The 25,524-nt window shown below is 71.1% G+C and carries 22 protein-coding genes; 9 read left to right on the forward strand and 13 right to left on the reverse strand.

The window, feature by feature from the left end:
- Nucleotides 1-233: 233 nt before the first annotated feature.
- The 9 genes from EV699_RS20520 to EV699_RS10680 all read left to right on the forward strand — a co-directional run bounded on the left by EV699_RS20520 (nt 234) and on the right by EV699_RS10680 (nt 11,216).
- On the forward strand, nt 234-938 hold the full coding sequence (locus EV699_RS20520; RefSeq protein WP_132542477.1) for a pyocin activator PrtN family protein: 705 nt from the start codon (nt 234-236) through the stop codon (nt 936-938).
- Nucleotides 939-1,081: 143 nt separating this feature from the next.
- Nucleotides 1,082-2,746: an energy-dependent translational throttle protein EttA gene (gene ettA / locus EV699_RS10645; RefSeq protein WP_132542480.1), complete on the forward strand. Its 1,665-nt coding sequence runs from the start codon at nt 1,082-1,084 to the stop codon at nt 2,744-2,746.
- Between the two features lie 228 nt (nt 2,747-2,974).
- Nucleotides 2,975-3,376: a group II truncated hemoglobin gene (locus tag EV699_RS10650; protein ID WP_132542482.1), complete on the forward strand. Its 402-nt coding sequence runs from the start codon at nt 2,975-2,977 to the stop codon at nt 3,374-3,376.
- 213 nt (nt 3,377-3,589) lie between these two features.
- On the forward strand, nt 3,590-6,439 hold the full coding sequence (locus tag EV699_RS10655) for a 2-oxoglutarate dehydrogenase E1 component (RefSeq protein WP_132542484.1): 2,850 nt from the start codon (nt 3,590-3,592) through the stop codon (nt 6,437-6,439).
- A gap of 25 nt (nt 6,440-6,464) precedes the next feature.
- Nucleotides 6,465-7,748: a 2-oxoglutarate dehydrogenase complex dihydrolipoyllysine-residue succinyltransferase gene (gene odhB, locus EV699_RS10660; RefSeq protein WP_132542486.1), complete on the forward strand. Its 1,284-nt coding sequence runs from the start codon at nt 6,465-6,467 to the stop codon at nt 7,746-7,748.
- A gap of 78 nt (nt 7,749-7,826) precedes the next feature.
- Nucleotides 7,827-9,254 (forward strand): dihydrolipoyl dehydrogenase, encoded by a 1,428-nt coding sequence (gene lpdA, locus EV699_RS10665; RefSeq protein ID WP_132542488.1) that lies wholly within the window; start codon nt 7,827-7,829, stop codon nt 9,252-9,254.
- A 145-nt stretch (nt 9,255-9,399) separates the two neighbouring features.
- Complete coding sequence (locus EV699_RS10670; protein ID WP_132542490.1) at nt 9,400-10,131, forward strand: SDR family oxidoreductase; 732 nt, start codon at nt 9,400-9,402, stop codon at nt 10,129-10,131.
- Between the two features lie 4 nt (nt 10,132-10,135).
- On the forward strand, nt 10,136-10,498 hold the full coding sequence (locus EV699_RS10675; protein ID WP_243662632.1) for a CidA/LrgA family protein: 363 nt from the start codon (nt 10,136-10,138) through the stop codon (nt 10,496-10,498).
- Nucleotides 10,491-11,216, forward strand: coding sequence for an LrgB family protein (locus tag EV699_RS10680; RefSeq protein WP_132542494.1), 726 nt, complete (start codon nt 10,491-10,493; stop codon nt 11,214-11,216). The genes EV699_RS10675 and EV699_RS10680 overlap by 8 nt, the downstream gene beginning before the upstream one ends.
- Before the next feature lie 24 nt (nt 11,217-11,240).
- Here the strand turns inward: EV699_RS10680 and EV699_RS10685 are convergent, their stop codons facing one another.
- From EV699_RS10685 to EV699_RS10745, 13 genes are all read right to left on the reverse strand, one after another.
- Complete coding sequence (locus tag EV699_RS10685) at nt 11,241-11,939, reverse strand: HAD family hydrolase (RefSeq protein ID WP_132542497.1); 699 nt, start codon at nt 11,937-11,939, stop codon at nt 11,241-11,243.
- A gap of 8 nt (nt 11,940-11,947) precedes the next feature.
- Nucleotides 11,948-13,135: an O-succinylhomoserine sulfhydrylase gene (locus EV699_RS10690; RefSeq protein WP_132542499.1), complete on the reverse strand. Its 1,188-nt coding sequence runs from the start codon at nt 13,133-13,135 to the stop codon at nt 11,948-11,950.
- 241 nt (nt 13,136-13,376) lie between these two features.
- Entirely contained in the window at nt 13,377-14,888 is a 1,512-nt protein-coding gene (gene purF / locus EV699_RS10695) for an amidophosphoribosyltransferase (RefSeq protein ID WP_132542501.1), read from the reverse strand.
- Between the two features lie 97 nt (nt 14,889-14,985).
- Nucleotides 14,986-15,489: a CvpA family protein gene (locus tag EV699_RS10700; RefSeq protein WP_132542503.1), complete on the reverse strand. Its 504-nt coding sequence runs from the start codon at nt 15,487-15,489 to the stop codon at nt 14,986-14,988.
- A 94-nt stretch (nt 15,490-15,583) separates the two neighbouring features.
- Nucleotides 15,584-16,483, reverse strand: coding sequence for an SPOR domain-containing protein (locus EV699_RS10705; RefSeq protein ID WP_132542505.1), 900 nt, complete (start codon nt 16,481-16,483; stop codon nt 15,584-15,586).
- 105 nt (nt 16,484-16,588) lie between these two features.
- On the reverse strand, nt 16,589-17,860 hold the full coding sequence (gene folC, locus EV699_RS10710) for a bifunctional tetrahydrofolate synthase/dihydrofolate synthase (RefSeq protein WP_132542507.1): 1,272 nt from the start codon (nt 17,858-17,860) through the stop codon (nt 16,589-16,591).
- A gap of 20 nt (nt 17,861-17,880) precedes the next feature.
- Nucleotides 17,881-18,810 carry an acetyl-CoA carboxylase, carboxyltransferase subunit beta gene (gene accD, locus EV699_RS10715; protein WP_132542509.1) on the reverse strand — a complete coding sequence of 310 codons (930 nt, stop codon included), beginning with the start codon at nt 18,808-18,810 and terminating at the stop codon, nt 17,881-17,883.
- The gene (trpA, locus tag EV699_RS10720) at nt 18,807-19,622 is read right to left on the reverse strand and encodes a tryptophan synthase subunit alpha (RefSeq protein ID WP_132542511.1); all 816 of its coding nucleotides are present in this window, start codon (nt 19,620-19,622) and stop codon (nt 18,807-18,809) included. Before trpA ends, accD begins: the two co-directional genes overlap by 4 nt.
- Before the next feature lie 8 nt (nt 19,623-19,630).
- On the reverse strand, nt 19,631-20,842 hold the full coding sequence (gene trpB / locus EV699_RS10725; protein WP_132542816.1) for a tryptophan synthase subunit beta: 1,212 nt from the start codon (nt 20,840-20,842) through the stop codon (nt 19,631-19,633).
- A gap of 1 nt (nt 20,843) precedes the next feature.
- Nucleotides 20,844-21,476, reverse strand: coding sequence for a phosphoribosylanthranilate isomerase (locus tag EV699_RS10730; protein WP_132542513.1), 633 nt, complete (start codon nt 21,474-21,476; stop codon nt 20,844-20,846).
- Nucleotides 21,477-21,561: 85 nt separating this feature from the next.
- Nucleotides 21,562-22,341 carry a tRNA pseudouridine(38-40) synthase TruA gene (gene truA, locus EV699_RS10735; RefSeq protein WP_132542515.1) on the reverse strand — a complete coding sequence of 260 codons (780 nt, stop codon included), beginning with the start codon at nt 22,339-22,341 and terminating at the stop codon, nt 21,562-21,564.
- A 36-nt stretch (nt 22,342-22,377) separates the two neighbouring features.
- Entirely contained in the window at nt 22,378-22,959 is a 582-nt protein-coding gene (locus tag EV699_RS10740) for a hypothetical protein (protein ID WP_165904097.1), read from the reverse strand.
- 235 nt (nt 22,960-23,194) lie between these two features.
- The gene (locus tag EV699_RS10745; RefSeq protein ID WP_132542519.1) at nt 23,195-25,459 is read right to left on the reverse strand and encodes a motility hub landmark protein FimV; all 2,265 of its coding nucleotides are present in this window, start codon (nt 25,457-25,459) and stop codon (nt 23,195-23,197) included.
- Nucleotides 25,460-25,524: the final 65 nt, after the last annotated feature.

Consider the following 25,524-nt stretch of genomic DNA (forward strand, 5'->3'; position numbering starts at 1 on the left):
TCAAATCCATCCGCTGTCTGCGATGACATGGCTATCAACCTCCGGCGGTTCTTTTGATAACCATAGTTTATTAAAAAGCTAAGCAGAGATCAGTAATAAACACACTGGCGCTCCTTTGATATTGCTCAGTCGCAGCTGATTCGGAAGGTAGACGTCGATCAGTCACTTGGCAAGCTCGCCGAAGCGCTGCCACGAGCGCAATTCACGGATGACCTCTGCGCGAGGAGCGCGGCATGAGCGCCAAGCATCAGCCTCTGCCCCTGGAAGCCCTCGGCTTACAGATACAGTTCGGCGGGCGTTACGTAGTGCCGCTCGCCGAGATCGCCGAGGACTGGTTTGGCCTAAACGAGAAGCAGGCGAAGTGCGCCGCCGCCCGGCAGCGGCTGCCGGTACCGGCTTTCAAATTGCGCGAGGGCGAGCGGTGCAACATCAAGCACTACCGGCACATTGAGCATCGCTCGCGCCGCCCGCAACACGATGCGCAGCCACGTCAACTCCTGCAGCACCGTCGACGGCGCCACCCGCTTGCGCCGCCGCGCCATGTGCTCCAGCAACTCGCCGACCGCGATGCGCTCAGCCGAGAAGCTGCCGAGTTCGGATTCACGCAGCAACTTCAAGCGCGCAGCCTTGGCAGATCCCCACTTGCGCAACGCGTACACGTCGCGCTCGTACCACTCGACCAGCTCCGCCACCGTCGCGCCCTCGTGCTGTCGAGGGATCCCGTCTCGCTCAATCGCCGACTCGCGCGTACGCGCCCAGGACTCGGCGAGCTTGCGTGTGCTGAAGGTCGCGCTCTCGGTGTATCGTTCGCCGCCACGATTGATGCGGATCTGTGCGGTACACGACGTGGATCCATCGCGACGCTTGCGCGGTGTGATCGTTGCCACGCTGCCTCCTGCCGATTTGCTACAAGCAGCGGACAGGTTGCTACGGCGTAGCAAATCGGCAAGAACACAACGCTACTGACCGCAACTCGCCGCTACTGGCGCAACGGCAATCGGCAACACAAGCTTCTGATGCTTAAAGAAAAGCAGAAGAAAACAAGCCCCCGCGAACACTCTAGAGAAGGTTGCTCCAGCGCATGGCCCAGTACATTTACACGATGAACCGCGTCGGCAAGGTCGTGCCGCCGAAGCGCGAGATCCTGAAGGACATCTCCCTGTCGTTCTTCCCGGGCGCCAAGATCGGCGTGCTCGGGCTGAACGGTTCGGGCAAGTCGACGCTGCTGCGCATCATGGCCGGGGTGGACACCGACATCATCGGCGAGGCGCGTCCGCAGGCGGGGATCAAGGTCGGCTACCTGTCGCAGGAGCCGCAGCTCGACCCGGACAAGGACGTGCGCGGCAACGTCGAGGAAGCCGTCGCGCCGATCAAGGACGCGTTGACGCGCCTCGACGCCGTGTACGCGGCCTACAGCGAGCCCGATGCCGACTTCGACAAGCTCGCCGCGCAGCAGGCCGAGCTCGAGGCCTACCTGCACACGGTCGACGGCCACAACCTCGACCGCACGCTCGACGTCGCCGCCGATGCGCTGCGCCTGCCGCCGTGGGACGCCGACGTCACCACGCTGTCGGGCGGCGAGCGGCGCCGCGTGGCGCTGTGCAAGCTGCTGCTGTCGAAGCCGGACATGCTGCTGCTCGACGAGCCCACCAACCACCTCGACGCCGAATCGGTCGCCTGGCTCGAGCGCTTCCTGCACGAGTACCCGGGTACCGTGGTGGCGGTGACCCACGACCGCTACTTCCTCGACAACGTCGCCGGCTGGATCCTCGAACTCGACCGCGGCCACGGCATCCCCTGGGAGGGCAACTACTCCTCGTGGCTGGAGCAGAAGGAGCGGCGCCTCGAAGTCGAGGAGAAGCAGGAGAACGCGCGCATCAAGGCGATGAAGCAGGAGCTCGAGTGGGTGCGCGCCAACCCGAAGGGACGCCAGGCCAAGAGCAAGGCGCGCATCGCGCGCTTCGAGGAGCTCGAAAGCCAGGAATTCCAGAAGCGCAACGAGACCCAGGAGCTGTACATCCCGCCGGGGCCGCGCCTCGGTGACCTGGTGGTCGAGGCCGGCGGCCTGCGCAAGGCCTTCGGCGAGCGCCTGCTGATCGACGGGCTCGACTTCAAGCTGCCGCGCGGCGGCATCGTCGGGGTGATCGGCCCGAACGGCGCCGGCAAGTCGACGCTGTTCAAGATGATCGTCGGCCTCGAACGCCCGGACGGCGGCAGCCTGCGCGTCGGCGACACGGTCAAGCTCGCCTACGTCGACCAGAGCCGCGATGCGCTCGACGGCGCCAAGACCGTCTGGCAGGAGGTCTCGGACGGGCTCGACGTGATCACCATCGGCAGCTATTCGATCAACTCGCGGGCCTACCTCGGGCGCTTCAACTTCAAGGGCACGGACCAGCAGAAGTTCGTCAAGGACCTCTCGGGCGGCGAACGCAACCGCCTGCACCTGGCCAAGCTGCTGAAGAGCGGCGGCAACGTGCTGCTGCTCGACGAGCCCACCAACGACCTCGACGTCGAGACCCTGCGCGCGCTCGAGGAGGCGGTGCTCGCCTTCGCCGGCTGCGCGGTGATCATCTCGCACGACCGCTGGTTCCTCGACCGCGTGGCGACGCACATCCTGGCCTTCGAGGGCGATTCGCAGGTGGTGTGGTTCGAGGGCAACTACGCCAATTACGAAGCCGACCGCAAGCGGCGCCTGGGGCAGGAGGCCGACCAGCCGCACCGCATCAAGTACAAGCGCCTGGCCTGACGCGACCTGCAGCCGGGGGTGCGTGCCGCGCCCCCGGCCAGACCGCCCGCGCCGCGATCCGGTGCGCTTCGGCGCACCATCACCGTGATCCGAAACCGAATGCCCGTGCTGCGGCCCGCTCATGGCTTCAAGCCCGCAGCCCGGCGGTTTAGAATTCGCCCACTTTTTGGGCGCCCTGGCAGTGCAAGGCTGCGCGCCCTCGCCGACACAGGGATCCAAGAACCCAAGATGCCCACGCAGGCGACGCCTTTCGAGTTGATCGGTGGTGAACACACGCTGCGCCGACTCGTGGATCGTTTCTACGATCTGATGGACGTGCTGCCGGAGTTCGAAGCCCTGCGCCGCCTGCACCCGGCCGATCTCGGCGCCTCGCGCGACAAGCTCCACGAGTTCCTCTGCGGCTGGCTCGGCGGCCCGCCCCTCTACGAACAGCGTTACGGCCACCCACGACTGCGGGCCCGGCATCTACCCTTTGCGATCGACAGCACGATGCGCGACCAGTGGCTGCTGTGCATGCGCCGCGCGCTGGTCGAAACCGGTGTGGACGAATCCCTGCGCACGGCGCTCGAGCGGGCGCTGGCGCAGCTTGCCGACCACCTGCGTAACCGTGCCGACGGCGCGGACGCCTGAGCAGCACGGCACGAGCGTGGCGGGCGCCCGTATCCGCCACGCACAGGACCATGACACCGCCGCGAAGAAGGGCGGGTACGAAGAACAACGAGAGTGGCCCGCACGACGGGTCTCCCGGCAGCAGACCTGGCATCCATCGCTCCGCGCCCACCGTTCCGCGAGGACGGGCATGGCTGCGGTTGTCCACATCGACGGGGAGTCAAGACAAGGCCCATGAGCACCTCTTTCGACCAGTTCCGACAGACCTCGGTATTGTCGGGCGGCAACGCCGCCTTCATCGAAGATCTCTACGAGCAGTTCCTGCAGGATCCGACCTCGGTTGCGGAAACCTGGCGCGCCTATTTCCTCGGCCTGCAGGGCACCGCGGGCGCGCGGTCCGAGCACCTGCACGGGCCGGTGCGCGAGGCCTTCGCCAGGCTGGCGCAGAACCCGCGTGCGATCATCAGCCTGCCCGGCGCCGGCGAGACGCTCAATCCCGAGGCCGCGCAGAAGCAGGCCGGCGTGCTGCGCCTGATCAACGCCTTCCGCACCCGCGGCCACCAGGCCGCCAACCTCGATCCGCTGCGCCTGCGCGAGCGTCCGCCGGTGGCCGATCTCGACCCCGCGATCCACGATCTCGGTGACTCCGATCTCGCCACATCCTTCAATGTCGGCTCGCTGCAGGTGCCGACGCAGCAGCTGCCGCTCAGCGAGATCCTCGACCTGGTGCGCGAGGTCTACACCGGCACGATCGGCTCGGAGTACATGCACATCAACGTCACCGAGGAGAAGCGCTGGATCCAGCGCCGCCTCGAGGGCACCCGCGCCCGCCTCGAACTGACCACCGAGCAGCGCAGGGCACTGCTGCGCTGGCTGGTCGCCGCCGAGGGGCTGGAGAAGTACCTGCACACCAAGTACGTCGGCCAGAAGCGCTTCTCGCTCGAGGGCGGCGACAGCCTGATCCCGATGATGGACGAGCTGATCCAGCACGCCGGCGGCGCCGGTGCAAAGGAGATCGTCATCGGCATGGCCCACCGCGGCCGCCTCAACGTGCTCGTCAACATCCTCGGCAAGTCGCCGGCGGAGCTGTTCGAGGAGTTCGAGGGCAAGAAGAAGCACGACGACGCGATGGCCTCGGGTGACGTCAAGTACCACATGGGCTTCTCCTCCGACGTCGCCACGCCGGGCGGCGTCGCGCACCTGGCGCTCGCCTTCAACCCCTCGCACCTGGAGATCGTCAACCCGGTGGTCGACGGCTCGGTGCGCGCGCGCATGGAGCGGCGCAAGCAGGGCGGGCAGGACGCACCGCTGCTGTTCGCCGAGGTGCTGCCGGTGCTGATCCACGGCGACGCCGCCTTCGCCGGCCAGGGCGTCAACCAGGAGCTGTTCCAGATGGCCTTCGTGCGCGGCTACCGCACCGGCGGCACCGTGCACATCGTGGTCAACAACCAGATCGGCTTCACCACGTCCAACCCGCTCGACACCCGCTCGTCGACCTACTGCACCGACGTCGCCAAGATCATCGGCGCGCCGATCTTCCACGTGAACGGTGACGACCCCGAGGCGGTGCTGTTCGTGACCCGCCTGGCGCTCGACTACCGCACCACGTTCGGACGCGACGTGGTGATCGACCTGGTCTGCTACCGCCGCCACGGCCACAACGAGGCCGACGAGCCCTCGGCCACGCAACCGATGATGTACAAGAAGATCCGCGCCCGCGCGACCACCGCGGCGCTCTACGCCGAGCAGCTCGCCGCCGCCGGGGTGCTCGCCGAGGGCGAGTTCGCCGCGATGGTCGCCGAGTACCGCGCCAAGCTCGATGCCGGGCAGCAGGTGTCGCGGCCGACGCTGATCGGCGTCTCCAACCCCTACTCGGTCGACTGGGGTCCGTACAAGGTCGAGGACTGGCACGCGCCGTTTGACACCGGCGTGGAACTGGCGCGCCTGCAGCAGCTCGCCGAGCGCCTGCAGCGCCTGCCGGAAGGCTTCGAGCTCAACCCGCGCGTCGGCAAGATCATCGAGGACCGGCACAAGATGGCCGCCGGCGGGCTCGCGCTCGACTGGGGCTTCGCCGAGATCATGGCCTACGCCACCCTGCTCGACGAGGGCTTCCATGTGCGGGTGTCGGGCGAGGACTGCGGCCGCGGCACCTTCTTCCACCGCCATGCGGTGCTGCACAACGCCAAGGACGGCTCGGCGTACATCCCGCTCGCCAACCTGCGCCCCGACCAGCCGGCCTTCACGGTGATCGATTCGATCCTGTCGGAAGAGGCGGTGCTCGCCTTCGAGTACGGCTTCTCCACCTCCGAGCCCAACAGCCTGACCATCTGGGAGGCGCAGTTCGGGGACTTCGCCAACGGCGCACAGGTGGTCATCGACCAGTTCATCAGTTCCGGGCAGACCAAGTGGGGCCGCCTCTGCGGCCTGGTGATGCTGCTGCCGCACGGCTTCGAGGGCCAGGGCCCCGAGCACTCCTCGGCCCGCCTCGAGCGCTACCTGCAGCTGTGCGCCGAGAACAACATGCAGGTGGTGGTGCCCTCCACGCCGGCGCAGTGCTTCCACATGCTGCGCCGCCAGATGAAGCGCAGCTTCCGCAAGCCGCTGGTGGTGATGAGCCCGAAGAGCCTGCTGCGCCACAAGCTCGCGGTGAACACCCTCGAGGACCTCGCCGAGGGACGCTTCCAGGAGATCATCCCCGAGGTCGACCCGCTCGACCCGGCCGCCGTCACGCGGGTGGTGTTCTGCTCCGGCAAGGTCTATTACGACCTGCTCGAGCGCCGCCGTGAGCTCGACCTCACGCACGTCGCGCTGGTGCGCATCGAGCAGCTCTACCCGTTCCCGGCCGAGCAGTACACCGCCGAACTGAGCCGCTACGCGAAGGCGAAGGACATCGTCTGGTGCCAGGAGGAGCCGCTCAACCAGGGCGCCTGGTACCAGATCCGCCACCGCCTCGAACAGCCTTTCGGCGGCGAGCGCGACGTGCTCTACGCCGGGCGCGCGGCGTCGGCGTCGCCTGCGGTCGGTTCGCACCACCGCCACGTCGAACAGCAGCAGGCCCTCGTCAACCAGGCCCTCGGCCAATAATCAGAACCGTCTGGGAATCCGCAGCATGAGCGTAGAAGTCCGTGTCCCCAACCTCCCCGAGTCCGTGGCCGATGCCACCCTGGTGAACTGGCACAAGCAGCCCGGTGATCCGGTCAAGCGCGACGAGAACCTCGTCGATCTGGAAACCGACAAGGTGGTGCTCGAAGTCCCCGCCCCCGCCGACGGCGTGCTCGGGGCGATCCTGCAGGCCGACGGCGCCACCGTGAAGGCCGGCGACCTGATCGCCACCGTGCTCGCCGGCGCCGAGGCCCCTGCCGCCACCGCGCCGGCGCCTGCGGCCGCGCCGGCCGCCGCCGCCTCGGCGACGGTGGTCGACCTCGACGCGATGTCCCCGGCGGTGCGCCGCCTGATCGCCGAGCACGGCCTCGACCCGGCCCGCATCCCGGGCAGCGGCCGCGGCGGGCGCCTGACCAAGGAAGACGTGCTCGCCTACCTCGCCGCACCGAAGCCGGCCACCGCGCCCGTCGCGGCGCCGACGCCGGCCCCGGCTGCGCCCGCCGCGCCCAGGCCGGCCGCCGCGCCGGCGGCTGCGCCCGCCGGCGTCACCCCGGTCGCTTCGCCCGCCCCCGGCGCCTGGCCTTTCGTGCAGCGCGCCGAGCAGCGCGTGCCGATGACGCGCCTGCGCGCGCGCATCGCCGAGCGCCTGCTGGAGGCGAAGAACTCCACCGCGATGTTGACGACGTTCAACGAAATCAACATGCAGCCGGTGATGGACCTGCGCAACCGCTACAAGGACACCTTCGAGAAGACCCACGGGGTCAAGCTCGGCTTCATGTCCTTCTTCGTCAAGGCGGTGGTCGAGGCACTGAAGCGCTATCCCGCGGTCAACGCCTCGATCGACGGCAACGACGTCGTCTACCACGGCTACTACGACATCGGCATCGCCGTCAGCTCGCCCCGCGGCCTGGTGGTGCCGATCCTGCGCAACGCCGAGACCATGGGCCTCGCTGACGTCGAGAAGGCCATCGTCGACTTCGGCCGCCGCGCCAAGGAAGGAACCCTCACCGTCGAGGAGATGACCGGCGGCACCTTCACCATCACCAACGGCGGCGTGTTCGGCTCGCTGCTGTCCACCCCCATCCTCAACCCTCCGCAGAGCGGCATCCTCGGCATGCACGCCACCAAGGAGCGTGCCGTCGTCGAGCACGGCCAGATCGTCGCCCGGCCGATGATGTACGTGGCGCATTCCTACGATCACCGCATCATCGACGGACGTGAGGCGGTGGGCTTCCTGGTCGCGGTCAAGGACGCCATCGAGGACCCCGCCCGCATCCTGCTCGCCGTGTAATCCGCGGGGCCGGGCCGGCGCCTCGGCGTCGGTGCCGGCCCCACCGGCTTCCCATCCCGCTCCTCACCGGAGGTTCTCATGGCCAAGACCTACGATGTCGTCGTGATCGGCGGCGGACCCGCCGGCTACGTCGCGGCGATCCGCTGTGCGCAGCTCGGACTCGCCACCGCCTGCGTCGAAAAGTGGCTCACCCCGCAGGGCGAACCGGCGCTCGGCGGCACCTGCCTGAATGTCGGCTGCATCCCCTCCAAGACCCTGCTGGAGAGTTCGGAGCACTTCCATCGCGCGACCCACGGCTTCGCCGCCCACGGCATCCGCATCGACGGTGCGGTGAGCGTCGACGTCGGCCAGTTGCAGGCGCGCAAGCAGACCATCGTCGCCCAGCTCACCGGGGGCATCGCGCAGTTGTTCAAGGCCAACCAGGTCACCTGGCTGCAGGGCCGCGGCAAGCTCCTCGCCGAGCGCCAGGTCGAGGTCACCCGCCACGACGGCTCGGTGGAAATCGTCGAGGGCGACAACATCATCCTCGCCGCCGGCTCGCTGCCGATCGACATCCCCGCCGCGCCGCGCGACGACGTGCGCATCGTCGACTCCACCGGCGGGCTCGCCTTCACCGAGGTGCCCAAGCGTCTCGGCGTGATCGGCGCCGGCGTCATCGGCCTCGAACTCGGCAGCGTCTGGAGCCGCCTCGGTGCCGAGGTGGTGGTCCTCGAGGCGATGGACGAGTTCCTCGCCGCGGTCGACCAGCAGATCGCCAAGGACGCGCTGCGCCAGTTCAAGAAGCAGGGCCTCGACATCCGCCTCGGTGCGCGCGTCACCGCCACGCGCAGCGACGGCGATGCCGTCACCGTGCACTACAAGGACAAGGACGGCGACCACGAACTCGGCGTCGACAAGCTGCTGGTGTGCGTCGGCCGGCGCCCCGCCACCGACGGCCTCGCCGACCCCGACGCCGATCTCGAACTCACCGAGCGCGGCTTCATCCACGTCGACGACGAGTGCCGTACCAACCTGCCGGGGGTGTGGGCGATCGGCGACTGCGTGCGCGGCCCGATGCTCGCCCACAAGGGTTCCGAGGAAGGCGTGATGGTCGCCGAGCTGATCGCCGGGCGGCACGGCCACATGAATTACGACACCATTCCCTGGGTGATCTACACCAACCCGGAGATCGCCTGGGTCGGCAAGACCGAGCAGGCGCTGAAGGCCGAGGGCGTGCCCTACCGTGTCGGCACCTTCCCGTTCGCCGCCAACGGCCGTGCCAAGGCGATGGACGCCGCCGCCGGCCTGGTCAAGCTGATCGGCCACGCCGACACCGACCGCCTGCTCGGCGCCCACATCGTCGGTCCGATGGCTTCCGAGCTGATCCAGGAGATGGTGCTGGCGATGGCCTTCGGCGCCAGCGTCGAGGACCTGCAGCTCACTATCCACGGCCACCCGACCCTCGCCGAGGCCGTCCACGAGGCCGCCCTCTCGGTCCACGGCCGCGCGCTGCACAAGGTCAACTGACCGCCGGCGCTGCGCCCTCCCCGCTACCAGGCCCCGCCCGTGGCGGGGCCTTCGCGTTTACCGCGCCACCACCTGTACACGGCACGCCGCCGCTTGCCACAATCGAGGCCGATCGCCAACCGCATACCGTCTTGGGAGGGACGACATGGCCGAACTCGACCGACCCGTCGCCGTGGTCACCGGGGCCAACCGGGGCCTCGGCCTCGCCACCGCGCGGGCGCTGGCAAGCCACGGCCTGCACGTTCTGATGACCAGCCGCAACGCCGAGGCGGGTGCGGCGGCCACCGAGCGCCTCGCCGCCGCCGGCCTCGACGTCGCCTTCCACCCCCTCGAGGTCACCGACGCGGGCAGCGTCGCCACGCTCGGCGCCTTCGTGCGCAGCCGCTGCGGGCGCATCGACGTGCTCGTCAACAACGCCGGCGTGCTGCTCGACGGTCACGGCCTCGTCGACCGCAACGGCAGCAGCGCGTTCAAGGCGAGCCTCGACACCCTGCGCACGACGATGGAGACCAACGTCTACGGCCCGCTCGCGCTGGCGCAGGAGTTCGTGCCGCTGATGCGCACCCGCGGCTACGGGCGCGTCGTCAACGTGTCGAGCGGCATGGGCCAGCTCGCCGACATGGGCGGGCACTGGCCCGCCTACCGCATCTCGAAGGCCGCGCTCAACGCACTGACGCGCATCCTCGCCGCCGAGACCGCCGGCTCCGGCATCCTCGTCAACGCCATCAGCCCCGGCTGGGTGCGCACCGACATGGGCGGACAGAACGCCGAGCGCTCGCCCGAGGAGGCGGCGGCCGGGATCGTCTGGGCGGCGACCCTGCCCGATGACGGTCCGAGCGGCGGCTTCTTCCGCGACGGCGTCGCGCTGCCGTGGTGACGCCGTGATCGGCGCGCTGTTCACGCTGCTCGCGCTGCAGCTCGCGGGCGAATTCATCGTGCGGATCACCGGCATCCCGGTGCCGGGCCCGGTGATCGGCATGCTGCTGCTGGTGTTCGGGCTCGCGCAGTGCGGGCGCGTGCCCAAGGCGCTCCACGGCGTCGCCGAGACCCTGCTCGGCAACTTCTCGCTGCTGTTCGTGCCGGCGGGCGTCGGGGTGCTGCTGCACGTCGAACGCATCGCCCACGAGTGGCTGGCGATCCTCGCCGCGCTGGTGCTCAGCACGCTGATCACCATCGCCGCCACCGCGCTGGCGATGCGCGCGGTGCTGCGCCGCAGGCCGCCACGGGAGCCCAGCGATGGATAAGACGCTGGTGCAGATCTGGGTCTATCTCGCCGCCTCGCCGCTGCTGTGGCTGGCGGCGACGCTGGCCGCCTACCTGCTCGGGCAGGCGCTGTTCCTGCGCTCGGGCAAGCACGCGCTGTGCAACCCGGTGGCGATCGCGGTGCTGCTGCTGTGCGCGCTGCTGGCCCTGACCGGCACGCCCTACGCGCACTACTTCGACGGCGCGCAGTTCGTGCACTTCCTGCTCGGCCCGGCGACCGTCGCGCTGGCGGTGCCGATGTACTACAACGCTGCGCGCATCCGCGCGATGTGGCTGCCGATCACCGCCGGCCTGCTGGCGGGATCGGCCACGGCGATCGTCTCGGCGACCGGCCTGGTCTGGCTGTTCGGGGGCTCGCGGCAGACCCTGCTGTCGATCGCGCCGAAGTCGGTCACGGCACCGGTCGCCATGGGTATCGCCGAGAAGATCGGTGGCCTGCCCTCGCTCGCGGCGGTGCTGGTGATGCTCACCGGCATCATCGGCGCCGTCGCCGGGCCGGCGCTGCTCGCCCGGCTGCGCATCGACAGCGAGGAGGTCAAGGGCCTCGCGCTCGGCGTGGCCGCCCACGGCATCGGCACCGCGCGCGCCTTCCAGATCGGCACGCTGGCCGGCGCCTTCGCCGGGCTCGCGATCGGCCTCAACGCGGTCATCACCGCGCTGCTGGTGCCCCTGCTGCTGCCCCTGCTGCCGCCGGGCTGAGGCGCCCGCCACGCCGGACGCGACTCAGTCCCAGCGTTGCAACACGGCTTCGAGCTGGTCGAAGGCGGCGATCTCGGCATCGGGCCGGTAGTCCGGCGCCGCCCACGCCGCCCCGCCGGGGTTGAACCACACGCTGCGATAGCCGCTGCGCAAGGCGCCGAGCACGTCGTGCTCGGGGTGATCGCCGATGTGCACGATCGTTCCGGGGGTGAGACCGAGGCGTTCCGCGGCGGCGAGGAACATGCGCGGATCGGGCTTGGGCGCGCCGACCGCGACCGCGTTCAGCGCGAAGCGGAAGTGATGCGCGATGCCGACCAGCCCGAGGTCGGCGTTGCCGTTGCTGAGCGCGATCAGCGGATAGTGCGCCGCGAGCCGTTCGAGCACCGCCAGCACACCGGGAAAGAACTCGACCCGGTTGCGGCTGGCGTAGAACACCGCGAAGGCCTCCTCGACCACAAAGCCGCGGGCGCAGCCACAGCGTTCGGCGGCGAGGCACAGCGCGCGGCGGCGACGCTCGCTGAGGTCGAGCGCGATCGCCGGCTCGGCCTGCGCGATCTCGGCGCCGAGCGCGCGCAGGCCGAGCGGGGTGTAGCGCGCGGCGATCGGCGGGTGGCGCTCGGCGAGCCAGGCGTGCAGCGCGGCCTCGGCACGTGCGACCGCCGCCCAAACGTCCCAGAAGGTGTCGTCGAGGTCGAAGCTCAGCGCGCGCACCGGGCCTGCCATCGCGCGTCTCAGGCGAGGCGGTCGAGGCCGCGGGCGAGGTCGGCCTGGATGTCGACGAGGTCCTCGAGCCCGACCGACACCCGGATCAGCGCCTCGCTGATGCCCGCCGCGGCCCGCTGCTCGGCGCTCAGCTTGCCGTGCGTGGTGGTCGCCGGGTGCGTGATCGTGGTCTTGGTGTCGCCGAGGTTGCCGGTGATCGACAGCATCCGCACCGCGTCGATCACCCCCCAGGCCTCGGCGCGCGCGCCGCGCACCTCGAACGACACCACGCCACCGAACGCGCTCTGCTGGCGTGCCGCCAGCGCATGCTGCGGATGCGACGGCAGCCCCGGGTAGTGCACGCGCGCCACCGCCGGGTGGCGCTCCAGCCACTGCGCCAGCGCGTGGGCACTGGCGCAGTGCGCCTGCATGCGCAGGCGCAGGGTTTCCAGCCCCTTCAGGAATACCCAGGCGTTGAACGGGCTCATGCTGGGCCCGGCGTTGCGCACGAAGGTGAAGATGTCCTTGTCGATCAGCGCCGTCGCGCCGAGCACGGCGCCGCCCAGGCAGCGCCCCTGGCCGTCGATGTACTTGGTCGCCGAGTGCACGACGACGTCGGCGCCGAGCGCGAGCGGGCGCTGCAGCACCGGCGTACAGAAGCAGTTGTCGACCACCAGCCAGGCGCCGTGGGCGTGCGCGAGGTCCGCCAGCTGGCGGATGTCAGCGGTCTCCATCAGCGGATTCGACGGCGTTTCCAGGTACAGCAGCCGCGTGTTCGGCCGTATCGCGGCCTGCCAGGCGGTGAGATCGGTCAGCGCCACGTAGCTCGTCTCGACCCCGAACTTCGCCATGAAGTTGTTCAGCAGGCTGGTGGTGTTGCCGAACACCCCGCGCGAGCAGATGACGTGGTCGCCGGCCTTCAGCAGGCCCATGAACGTGGTGAGGATCGCCGCCATGCCCGAGGCGGTGGCCACACAGCTCTCGGCGCCTTCGAGCGCCGCCAGCCGCTGCTCGAACATGCGCACGGTGGGATTGGTGAAGCGCGAGTAGATGTTGCCCTCACGCCCGCCGGCGAAGCGCGCGGCGGCCTCGGCGGCATTCTCGAACACGAAGCTCGAGGTCAGGTACAGGGCCTCGGCGTGCTCGCCCTCAGCCGAGCGGGTCTGCCCGGCCCGCACCGCGAGGCTGTCGATCCCCAGGTCGAATTCGTCAAACATGTGCGCTTCTCTCCACGCTTGGGGGAGCCCAGCGCCGGCCGCTCCCCGAACATTGTCGGTGACGGCCCCTCGGCCGCCCGCTCCTTCAGCTCGAACCAAACGGAGACAGGCCCCGCTTTAGCGACATTTGTCAGGCGCCCGCAAGCTGAATCAAATCGGCGCCCGGACCTCCCTGGTCCGCGGTTCGGGCGACCGGTGCATGCGCGCCGCCCGCCCCGGCATCACCGTAGCACGGCGTGCCTCAGTTGACGTTGTGCAGCTCCGGCACGCCCTCGTCGGCACTCTCGCGCTGTGCCTTGGCGCCGTCGTTGCGCTCGGCGCTGAGCTCGGCGAGGTAGGCGTGATCGATGTCACCGGTCACGTACTCGCCGATGAAGCAGGAGACGTCGAAGCGGCCCAGCCGCGGATTGCTCTCGCGCACCGAGGCCTCGAGGTCGGCGAGGTCCTGGTACACCAGCCGGTCGGCGCCGATCGCCGCCGCCACCTGCTCCTCGCTGCGCCCGTGTGCGATCAGTTCGTCCACCGCCGGCATGTCGATGCCGTAGACGTTGGGGTAGCGCACCGGCGGTGCGGCCGAGGCGAAGTACACCCGACGCGCCCCGGCGTCGCGCGCCATGCGGATGATCTCGCCCGAGGTGGTACCGCGGACGATCGAGTCGTCGACCAGCAGCACGTTGCGGCCGGCGAACTCGCTGGGGATGGGGTTGAGCTTCTGGCGGACCGACTTGGTGCGCAGCTTCTGCCCCGGCATGATGAAGGTGCGCGCGATGTAGCGGTTCTTGATGAAACCCTCGGCGTACTGCACGCCGAGCGCGTAGGCCAGCTGCAGCGCCGCGGTGCGGCTGGTGTCGGGGATCGGGATGACGACGTCGATGTCCTGCTCCGGCCACACGCGCAGGATCTTGTCGGCGAGCCGGTCGCCCATGCGCAGGCGCGCGCGGTGCACCGAAACGTCGTCGATCACCGAGTCCGGCCGGGCGAAGTACACGTACTCGAAGATGCACGGCGAATGCTGCGGATGCTCGGCGCACTGGCGCGCGTACACCTCGCCGTCCGTGGTGATGTAGATCGCCTCGCCGGGGGCGACGTCGCGCACGCGGGTGAAGCCGAGCGCATCGAGCGCGACGCTCTCCGACGCCACCATGTACTCGCGGCCGTCCTCGCTGTCGCGGTAGCCGTAGCACAGCGGACGGATGCCGTTGGGGTCGCGGATCGCCACCAGGCCGTAGCCGATGATCATCGCCACCGCGGCATAGGCGCCGCGCACGCGTTGGTGCAGCCCGGCGACCGCGGCGAAGACGTCCTCGGTGCCGAGGCGCAGCTCGGCCCGCCGCCCGAGCTCGTGCGCGAAGACGTTGAGCAGAACCTCGGAATCGGAATCGGTGTTGATGTGGCGTCGGTCGGCGCGGAACAGCGCGTCGCGCAGTTCGCGGGCGTTGGTCAGGTTGCCGTTGTGCGCCATCGAGATGCCGAACGGCGAATTGACGTAGAACGGCTGCGCCTCGGCCGAGTTGGAACTGCCCGCCGTCGGGTAGCGCACGTGGCCGATGCCCATGTTGCCGAGCAGGCGCAGCATGTGGCGGGTGCGGATCACGTCGCGCACCAGGCCGTTGTTCTTGCGCAGGTACAGACGCCCGCCGTCGCAGGTCATCATGCCCGCCGCATCCTGACCGCGATGCTGCAGGACGGTAAGACCGTCGAAGATGCTCTGGTTGACCGGGCTGTGCCCGACGACTCCGATGATGCCGCACATGCTTCGCTACTCGCTCGCCGGGACGGACGGGATCACCGTCGTACCGTGGGTCGGAGCGCGCCGGGAGCAGGCCTCCGCATCCCGCCCCCCGCGCGCACTAAGGAAAGTGCACCGCATCGGCCACGCCGGGCGGCAGCAGGGCACGGATCTGCAGTGCCAGGGCCTGGAAATGCGGCAGGAACTGCGACTGGTGCCACCACGGATCGTTCACCACCGGCGTCATCCCCGCCAGCAGCACCAGGATGGCGACGATCAGCACCCCGCGCAGCACCCCGAAGACGACCCCGAGCAGGCGATCGGTGGCGCCGAGGCCGGTGCTGTCAACGATCTGCCCGACCACGAGGTTGACGACGCCGCCGACGAACAGCGTGCCGACGAAGGCGAGCCCGAAGCCCGCCGCCTGGCGGACCGACGGTACCGAGATGTACTCGACCAGATACCCGGCGACGCGATCGGAGAAATTCAGCGCGACGAAGAAGGCGATGACCCAGGCGGCCAGCGCGATGGCCTCGCGCATGAAGCCGCGCCAGAGGCTTACCAGAACCGACAGGCCGACGATGCCGAGGATGGCGTAGTCGACCCAGATGAAGTGCTCCAGCATGCTCGGAAACCGTCCGGTCGTGGCTGGCCCGGGTCGGGCACGGGGCGGAGGCTGCCGATTCTAACAGACCGCTCCCGCCGCCCCCAACCGCGCCCTATTCGCCCGGCCCGACGATGTTGCCGCTGACACCCGCGCTACGCAGCCGCGACTGCATGGCCTCGCTCGACACGCGTGAGTCCTGGCCGACGATGCGCACCCGGTACATGGTCTGGCCGCTCGCCGTGATGCGCTCGACCACCGCCGGGAAGCGCTGCGCCCGCAGGCGGTCGCGCAGCAGGTTGGCGTTCTCCTCCATGCCGAAGCTGCCGACCTGCACGGCCCAGTTCGCTCCCCCGCCGCTCGCGGCGCGCGGCGCGGGTGCCGGCGCCGGACGCGGGGCGGGCGCCTCGGCGCTCGCCGACAGGCTGGAGGAGCGGCTGGTCAGTTCGATCTTCGGCAGCGCGACGGCCGCCGGCGGCGGCTTGACCGAGGTGCGCGCCGCGGTGGCCTCGGACGGAGGCGGAGCCGGCTTCGGTGGCTTCGGCGACTCGGGCGGCCGGGTCGCGGCAACGCGAGGCGGCGTCGTGGGCGCGGGCTTGGGTGCCGGCTCGGCGGCGGGCTTGGGCGCCGGGCGTACCGGCTCCGCGGGCCTGGCCGCCGGCGGCTGCGCGGCGGCGACGGGCGGCCGCGTTGGGGCCTCGGGCGCCGGGGCGGGAACGGGCACCGGTACGGGGGCGAGCGGCGGCGCCGTCGCGACGCTCGTCGGTGCCGGTGCGGCGGCCGGCGATGTCTCGACCGCGGGCGCTTCGGCCGGCACCGGCGCAGGGGGTTCCGGCGGCGGCAGCGACACGGTCACGCTGCGCCCGGGTGGCGCCTCGGGCCGCGGCGGTACCGCCATGTTCGCCGCGGGCGCGGGCGCCGGGCCGGACCCCTTCAGCATCTCCGGGACGATCAGCACCGCGAGTGCGACCAGCACGGCCGTACCCAGCAGGCGTTGCTTCAAACGCTGTTCCACAGAAACCTCTCCAAGCGATCGCGCGGGCATACCCGGGATCGTCACGGACGGAGCGCTTCGGACCTTTCCGACAACGGCACGCGGCCTCGCCTACCGACGCGCCCCTCAGACCACGCCGCGCGCCACCAGTGCCTCGGCCACCGTATGGAAGGAACCGGTGACCACCACCCGATCTCCGGGCTGCGCCACGGCGGCGAGTTGCGCACAGGCGGCGGGCACATCCGCCGCCACCAGCCGTGCGGCGTCGCCGCCCGCCTCGCCGATCGCCGCGGCGAGCGCTTCGCCGCTGCGTCCGCGCGCGCCCGCCAGGCCGGCACAACACCACACCGCCACCGGTACCGCCAGGGCTTCGGCGAAGCCCGCGGCATCCTTGTCGGCGAGCAGGCCGAGCAGCACGAGCGTACGGCCGGCGCACGGCCGCGCCCGCAACGCAGCCGCCAGGGCCGTGGCGCCGTGCGGATTATGGGTGACATCGAATATCCACTCAACCGCGCCGGCGTCGATCTGAAAACGCCCATTTATCATGGGCTTGGAAATTCCTTCGGCGATCGCGCCAGGCGCCACCGGCAGGCGTGCGGACAGTGCCGCGAGCGCGGCCAGCGCCGCCGCGGCGTTACCGAACTGGTGTGCTCCGGACAGGCCCGGCGGCGGCAGATCCGCATGGCAAGTGCCGCCCCCCCACCACGTCCATCCGTTCGCGTCGCGCGCCCAGCCGTAGTCGCGGCCGACCTGCAGCAACGACGCCCCGACCGCCGCCGCGTGCGCGAGCAGGCGCCCGGGCGGCACCGGGTCGGCGCAGATCGCCGGTCGCCCGGCGCGGAAGATGCCGGCCTTTTCGAAACCGATGCTGTCGCGGTCGGGACCGAGGTATTCGACGTGGTCGATGCCGATGCTGGTGACGATGGCGGCGTCGGCATCGACCACGTTGACGGCATCGAGCCGTCCACCGAGACCGACCTCGAGCACGACCACGTCCAGCCCGCTGCGGACGAACAGCCACAGCGCGGCGAGCGTGCCGAACTCGAAGTACGTGAGCGAGATCTCGCCGCGGGCGGCGTCGACCGCCGCGAAGGCGGCACACAGCGCCTCGTCGTCGACCTCGCGCCCGCGCAGGCGCACGCGTTCGTTGTAGCGCAGCAGGTGCGGCGACAGGTACGCGCCGACGCGGTAGCCGGCGGCACGCAGCACGGCGTCGAGAACGGCGACGGTCGAACCCTTGCCGTTGGTGCCACCGACGGTGATCACCACCGGCGCCGGGCGCAGCACGCCGAGGCGCTCGGCGACCGCGCGCACGCGCTCGAGCCCGAGATCGATGCCGACGGGGTGCAGGCGTTCCTGCCAGCCGAGCCAGTCCGCGAGGCAGGTGAAGCGCGGCATGGGCAAGTGGACCCGTGGCGTCAGACCGCGGCGGGCGCGTCGGGCTCGGTGCCGGCCGGCACGGCACCGGCTTCGGGAAGCGGCCGGCGCAGCAGCATCGCCAGGATGCCGGCGAGGCGGTCGCGCAGCTGGCGCCGGTCGACGATGAGGTCGACGGCGCCGTGTTCGAGCAGGAACTCGCTGCGCTGGAAGCCTTCCGGCAGCTTCTCGCGCACCGTCTGCTCGATCACCCGCGGCCCGGCGAAGCCGATCAGCGCCTTCGGCTCGGCGACGTTGAGGTCGCCGAGCATCGCCAGGCTCGCCGACACGCCGCCGGTGGTCGGATCGGTGAGCACCGAGATGAACGGCACGCCCGCGGCCGACAGGCGGGCGAGCGCGGCGCTGGTCTTCGCCATCTGCATCAGCGACACCAGCGCCTCCTGCATGCGCGCACCGCCGCTCGCCGAAAAGCACACCAGCGGCGCGCGCGCGGCGAGCGCCGCCTGCGCGGCACGCACGAAGCGCTCGCCCACCACCGAGCCCATCGAGCCGCCGAGGAAGGTGAATTCGAAGGCGACGCACACCACCGGGATGCCCTTGACGCGGCCCTGCATCGCGATCAGGGCGTCCTTCTCGCCGGTGGCCTTCTGCGCCGCGACCAGGCGGTCCTTGTACTTCTTGCTGTCCTTGAACTTGAGGAAGTCGACCGGCTCGACGCTCTCGCCGATCTCGACGCGCCCGTCCTCGTCGAGGAAGCTCGCCAGCCGCGCGCGCGCGCCGATGCGCATGTGGTGGTCGCACTTGGGGCAGACGTTCAGGTTGCGCTCGAGCTCGACGCGGTACAGCACCGCCCCGCAGTCCTCGCACTTGGTCCACAGCCCCTCGGGGATCTGCCGCCGGTTGCCGCCCTCGGTGCGGATGCGCGAGGGGACCAGCTTCTCGAACCAGCTCTTCCAGGAATCCTCTTTCATGCGGCGGGCGCTCCATCCATCGCGGCGCGCATCGCCGCGATCAGCGCACCGATCTCGGCGTGCAGGCGTTCGGGCTCGGCGGCGAGCGTCTCGATGCGCGACACCAGCGCGCTGCCGACGACCACGGCATCGGCCACGCGTGCGATGGCACCGGCCGAGGCCGCATCGCGGATACCGAAGCCGACACCGACCGGGACGTTCACCAGCGAGCGGATGTGGGCGACGCGCGCGGCGACGTCGGCGACGTCGAGCGCCGACGAACCGGTCACGCCCTTCAGCGACACGTAGTAGAGGTAGCCGCGCGCGACCTCGGCGATCCTGCGCACGCGGGCGTCGGACGAGGTCGGCGCGAGCAGGAAGATCGGGTCCAGGCCGTGCGTGACCAGCGCCCCGGCCAGGTCGTGTGCTTCCTCGGGCGGCAGGTCGACGGTCAGCACGCCGTCGATGCCCGCTTCGGCCGCCGCCTTGGCGAAGGCTTCGTAGCCGAGCACCTCGACCGGGTTCAGGTAGCCCATCAGGACCACCGGCGTGGTGGTGTCGGTCGTGCGGAAGCGGCGCACCAGCTCGATCACGTCGAGCAGGCGCGTGCCGGCGGCCAGGGCGCGTTCGCAGGCGCGCTGGATCACCGGCCCATCCGCCATCGGGTCGGAGAACGGCACGCCGAGCTCGATGATGTCGGCGCCGTTGGCGACCAGCGTGTGCAGCAGCGCCTCGGTGGTCGCGAGATCGGGATCGCCGGCGGTGATGTAGGGCACGAGCGCCTGGCGACCGCGGGCGGCGAGCGCCTGGAAGCGGGTGGCGATTCGGTTCATGGCGGACCTCAGAGGGAGATGCCTTCGCGCGCGGCGACGGTGAAGATGTCCTTGTCGCCGCGGCCGGACAGGTTCACGACGATGAACTGGTCGGCGCGCATGCGCGCCGCGAGCTGCCTGGCGAAGGCGATCGCGTGCGCGCTTTCGAGCGCCGGGATGATGCCTTCGATGCGGGTGAGTTCGTGGAAGCCCCTCATCGCCTCGCCGTCGGTGATGCCGACGTACTGCGCGCGGCCGATGTCCTTGAGCCAGGCGTGCTCGGGGCCGACGCCGGGGTAGTCGAGCCCGGCCGAGATCGAGTGGGTCTCGATGATCTGGCCGTTGGCGTCTTCCATCAGGTAGGTGCGGTTGCCGTGCAGCACGCCCGGCCGCCCGGCGCTGAGCGGCGCCGAGTGGCGGCCGGTTTCGATGCCGTCGCCGGCGGCCTCGACCCCGTACAGGGCGACCTCGCGGTCGGCGAGGAAGGGATGGAACAGGCCGATCGCGTTCGACCCGCCACCGACGCAGGCCACCAGGGCATCGGGCAGGCGCCCGTACTCGGCGAGCATCTGCGCCCTGGTCTCGCGGCCGATCACCGCCTGGAAGTCGCGCACCATCATCGGGTACGGGTGCGGGCCGGCGACGGTGCCGATGATGTAGAAGGTGTCGTCGACGTTGGTGACCCAGTCGCGCAGCGCCTCGTTGAGGGCGTCCTTCAGCGTCTTCGAGCCCGACTCCACCGGCACCACCGTGGCACCGAGCAGCTTCATGCGGAACACGTTCGGCATCTGGCGCTTGATGTCCTCGGCGCCCATGTACACCACGCACTCCAGGCCGAGACGCGCGGCGACCGTGGCGGTGGCCACGCCGTGCTGGCCGGCGCCGGTCTCGGCAATGATGCGCGACTTGCCGAGGCGCTTCGCGAGCAGCGCCTGGCCGACCGTGTTGTTGACCTTGTGCGCGCCGGTGTGGTTGAGGTCCTCGCGCTTCAGCAGCACCTGCGCCCCGCCCCACTGCCGGCTCAGGCGCTCGGCGTGGTACAGCGGCGAGGGCCGGCCGACGTAGTGCGCGAGGTCGTAGTCGAGTTCGGCCTGGAAGGTCGGGTCGTCCTTGAGGCCCAGGTAGGCATCGCGCAGCTCCTCGAGCGCGGCCATCAGCGTCTCGGCGACGAACAGCCCGCCGTAGGGGCCGAAGTGGCCGCCGGCATCGGGGAAGCGGCTGAAGTCGATCGAATCGGTCATCTCACCCACGGCTGTCTCCGTCTCTGACACCTTGCATGAACGCCGCGAGTTTCGCGGCGTCCTTGATACCTTTCGCGGCCTCCACGCCGCTCGACACGTCCACCGCCCACGGCCGCACCCGCCGCACCGCGTCGGCGACGTTGTGCGGGCCGAGCCCGCCGGCGAGCACCAGCGGCACGGCCAGTCCGCGCGGGATCGCGTCCCAGTCGAAGGTCTCGCCGCTCCCGCCGCTGCGCGTGCCGCCGTGGCTGTCGAGCAGCAGCCCCGCCGCGCCGGCGAAGCGGCGCGCGTAGTCGGCGACGTCCGCCCCTGCTCCCATCGGCACCGCCTTCAGGTAGGGGCGACCGAAGCTCGCGCAGTAGGCGGGATCCTCGTCGCCGTGGAACTGCAGCCAGCCGAGCGCGAGGGTTTCCAGCACCTCGCGCACCAGCCCGTGGTCGGCATCCTGGAACAGCCCGACGGCGGCGACCAGCGGCGGCAGCGCGGCGATGACGGCGCGCGCGTGTTCGGGATCGACGTGGCGGCGGCTGGACGGCACGAACACCACGCCGATCGCGTCCGCACCGGCCAGTGCGGCGGCGCGGGCGTCATCGGGTCGGGTGATGCCACAGATCTTGACGCGGGTACGGGTCATCGCGCGGGACTGCCGGAAAAGGGGCGCAGCGTAACAAAATCGCGCCCGCCTGCCGAGGCCGCGGCGGCGGCACTGCAGGGCGGGCTCAGGGAATGAAGGGATTGTCCGGCTGCGGCAGCACGAAGCCCTGCGGGTACTGCACGTGCAGGAAATACAGCCCGTCGGGAGGCGCGGTCACCCCGCCGGCACGGCGGTCGCGCCCGGCCAGCACCTGCCCGGCCCAGTCCACCGGGCGCTCGCCGGCGCCGATCGCGAGCAGCACGCCGGCGATGTTGCGCACCATGTGGTGCAGGAACGCGTTGGCCTCGACTTCGAGCACGACGTAGTCGCCCCGCCGCCCGACCGTCAGCGCATAGAGCGCACGCCGCGGGTGCGTGGCCTGGCAGCCGGCGGCCCGGTACGCCGAGAAGTCGTGCTCGCCGAGCAGCGCCTGGCCGGCGGCGTGCATGCGTTCGGCGTCGAGCGGGCGGTGGTACGGCGTGGCGCGGCCGTGGACGAGCGCCGAGCGCTGGCGGCGGTTCAGGATCACGTAGCGATAGCGGCGCGCGACCGCCGAGAAGCGGGCGTGGAAATGCCCGGGCACCTCGCACATCCAGCGCACGCTCACGTCGGCGGGCAGCAGTGCGTTGCTGCCGAGGACCCAGGCGGTCCCGGCACGGCGGGCGCTGGTGTCGAAGTGCACCACCTGGCCGAGCCCGTGCACCCCCGCGTCGGTGCGCCCGGCACAGATGACGTCGATGGCATGAGCGGCGATCCGCGACAGCGCGGCTTCGAGGCAGCCCTGCACCGTGCGCACGCCCGCCTCCTGGCTCTGCCAGCCGCGAAAGCCGGCGCCGTCGTATTCGATTCCGAGAGCGATGCGCATGCGGGCGAGTGTCTCTTCAGGTCCGGGTGGGAGCGCTCAGCCGGCACCGCAAGCGGCCGCCGCGAAGACCGCCGCGAGCAGCAGCGGCAGCAGCCAGGCGGTGCGCGGCGGAACCGGCAGGCGGGCGACGTCGATGCTCGTGTCCGCGGCCCGCGCAGCTTCGGCGACGGTCACACGCCACGCCCAGGCCGCGGTCGCCGCCGCCCGCCGCAGCGGCTGGCCACCCGTGCGGGGGCGCGCCTGCAGCACGGCCGCCAGGCGCGGCACCACCGCGAGGGTCAGCGCGAGCCGCGCCGTCATGCGCTCGCGCAGCCGCCCGCAACGGTCGAGCGGCGCGGCGAGCAGGTGCAGCGCGCCGATCAGTTCCTCGCGCGAATACCCCGTGAGCACGTAGCCGCCCGCCACGGCGAGTTCGATCAGCGCCAGCGCACGCCGCAGTGCCAGCACCAGCGCCTCGCAACTCGGCGACCAGCCCGGTGCCGACGCCAGGCACGGGGGGCCGGGCGTCGCCCACAGGTGGGTCACGGCGAGTGCCAGCAGCAGCCAGCGCAGGCGCCGCAGCAGTCGCCAGCCGCCCGCGGGCAGGGAGCGTGCGCCCGTACCCGCCGCGACGAGCACGGCCGCACCTGCCAGCACCAGGGGGGCGGCGGCCGATGCAACCGCCACCGCGAAGACGAGAAAACAGCTCAGGCCGACGGCCGGATGCGGGCGTGGAAACATGGTCCGGAAGGGGGTCCGACGTCGCGACGTGCCTGCCGTCACCGGCCAACGCCGTGCGGCGTCGAAGCCGAGGCCGTCGCCACGGCGTGCGTCGGGCACATCGGAGCAGCCGGCGCGACCGGCGGGGCAGCGTTCAGCCGAGCTTCTCCAGCAGGGCCCTGGCGCGTTCACGCTGCGCCTCGTCGCCTTCTTCGAGCACCTCGTCGAGCAGTCCGCGCGCGCCGAGCGTGTCGTCCATCTCCAGGTACGCCTGCGCGAGGTCGAGCTTCGTCTCGACGAAATCCGTTTCGGTGCTGGCGGCCGGCGCAGCGCCTGCCGGCGCCTCCTCCGCTGCCGTGATGGCCGGCGCCGCAACCGGGGCCGCCGCGAGGGGTTCGAGCGACAGGCCGGACGCCGCCGTGGGCCTGCTCTGCGCCCGCTCACCGGCCCCGTCGCGCACGGCGGCAGCGGACTCGCCGCCCGCCAACGACGACGGCGTCCAGTCGAGCACCGCGGGCAGTTCGATCGGCGACATCGGCGGTATCACCGGTTTCGCCGCCACCGTCGGCGCTTCGACGCCCAGTTCGGGAAGCTCGATCGGCTTGAGGCCGAGTTCCCGCCAGATGTCATCGTCGCCCGCACCGCCGCCGCCGCCCGCCTTCGGCTCCGCTTCGACCGCGGCCGGGGCACGCGCCCCGGCAAGCTCCATCGCCAGATCCGGCAGCACGGGCCTGGGTGTGGGGGGTGCGAACAAGGGATCGTCGGGGCACAGTTCACGCCCCATGCGTACCACCTTGACCCAGGTCGGATCGGCCTCGCCGTAGACCTGCTGCCGCAGCAGGCCGGCCTCCAGGCGAAAGCTCGCCGCATCGCCCATCGCGTAGAGCACGTCGATGAGACGGGCGCGCAGGCCGGTGTTGTCGGGGGCCTCCGTCAGCGCCCGCTGCAGCAGGGCACGTGCTTCACCGTAATTGCTGACGGCCAGCAACAGGGCGGCCCGCTCCAGCGGGTCCTCGACCGGCGCGGCGCTCGTCGGCGCGCGCGCCATCACGGCCTCCCGCCGCGGTGGCGGCAGCGCGACGGGCGGCTCGACGCTGCCCCACGATCCGGTCACCGGTGCCAACGCCGTGTCGTTCGCCGTGGTCTTGGCGCGCCGGAAGGCCAGCACGCCGACCAGACCGGACAGCAGCGCGGCAAGGCCGAGGCCGGCGACCACCAGCGGATTGGCGAGGGTGTCGAGCAGGCTGCCGAGGAAGCCGGTTTCCTCGGCCGTTGAACTCCCGGCAGGTGCCACCGCCGGGGGCGGCGCAGCGGCGGCCACCGTCGGGGGGCTCGGGGGTGGCGTTGCGCCGGCCGCCGGACGGGGTGCTTCAGGCGCGGCGGGGGACGCCGCGGGCGGCGCGGCGGTTTCCACCGCAGCCGGCAGGCGGTCGATGCGGCTGCGCAGGTGTTCGAGGCCGGCGGCCTGCAGGCGCAGACGCCCGTTGTCGAGCACGATCGGCGCCACGGCGGACGCGCCCGCCCCGCCGTCGCCGACGGAACCCGTGCCACTGCCAGCCCCTGAGGTTTCGCCTCCCGGCGGCAGCAGGCGCACCTGCGCCCCCATGTCGGGCGGCGGCGCTACGGGTGTTTCGGAGGGTGCCGCCGGCGACGGGGCGACAGGGGGGGGTGCGACGGCTGCCGGCGCCGATGCCGACGGAGGGGCGGCGGGCGGCGTCGCGGCGACGGCTGCCCCGCCCCAGTCACCGTCGCCCGGCAGCCGCAGCATGGCGCCGGCACGCAGTCCGTCGGGTCCACGCGCGCTGAAGGCCTGGGGATTCGCTTCGTACAGGCGGTTGATCGCCTGGCGCGTGCTCATCGTCGGCGGGCGCAGGCGCTCGGCGATGCTCCAGAGCGTCTCCCCGCTGGCGACCGGCCCATAGCTACCGGCGCTGCCTGACGCCTGCGGACGCGCCCGCGACGACGCCGATGCCGGCAACGGGGCTTCGCCCGGCGTGGCCTCGGCGAAGCGGCGCTGACCGGGGCGCACCGGGTCCAGCAGCACGGCGAACTCGCGCACGACGCGCCCGCGGCCGGTGGAGATCTCGACCAGGAAGTTCAGCGCCGGCTCACGGATCGGGCGCTGCGAGGTCAGCCGCACGAACGTGCGTCCGTCGGGCCTGGCCTCGAGCGTGAAGCTGATGTCGCTGAACAGCGGCAGTCGGTCGATGCCGGCCTGGGAGAACTCCTGCGGCGACGCGAGTCGCACGGTGAGGTTCTGCAGATCGTCCGGCCCGACCGACAACAGTTCGACACTGGCGAGCAGGCGCTGGTTGAGTGCCGACCGCACCTGCAGCGGGCCGACCCCCAGCGCACCGGCGACACCGGGCGCGAGCAGCAGACAGGCGACAAGAAAACGACTGTGCTTCCCTTTTGCCATCGTCGATCGCGTCAGCGCCCGCGGGGATGTTCAACGGAAAAGGCTGCCGAAAGGGGCCGGCGGCC

Source organism: Plasticicumulans lactativorans, from assembly GCF_004341245.1.
Lineage (GTDB): Bacteria > Pseudomonadota > Gammaproteobacteria > Competibacterales > Competibacteraceae > Plasticicumulans_A > Plasticicumulans_A lactativorans.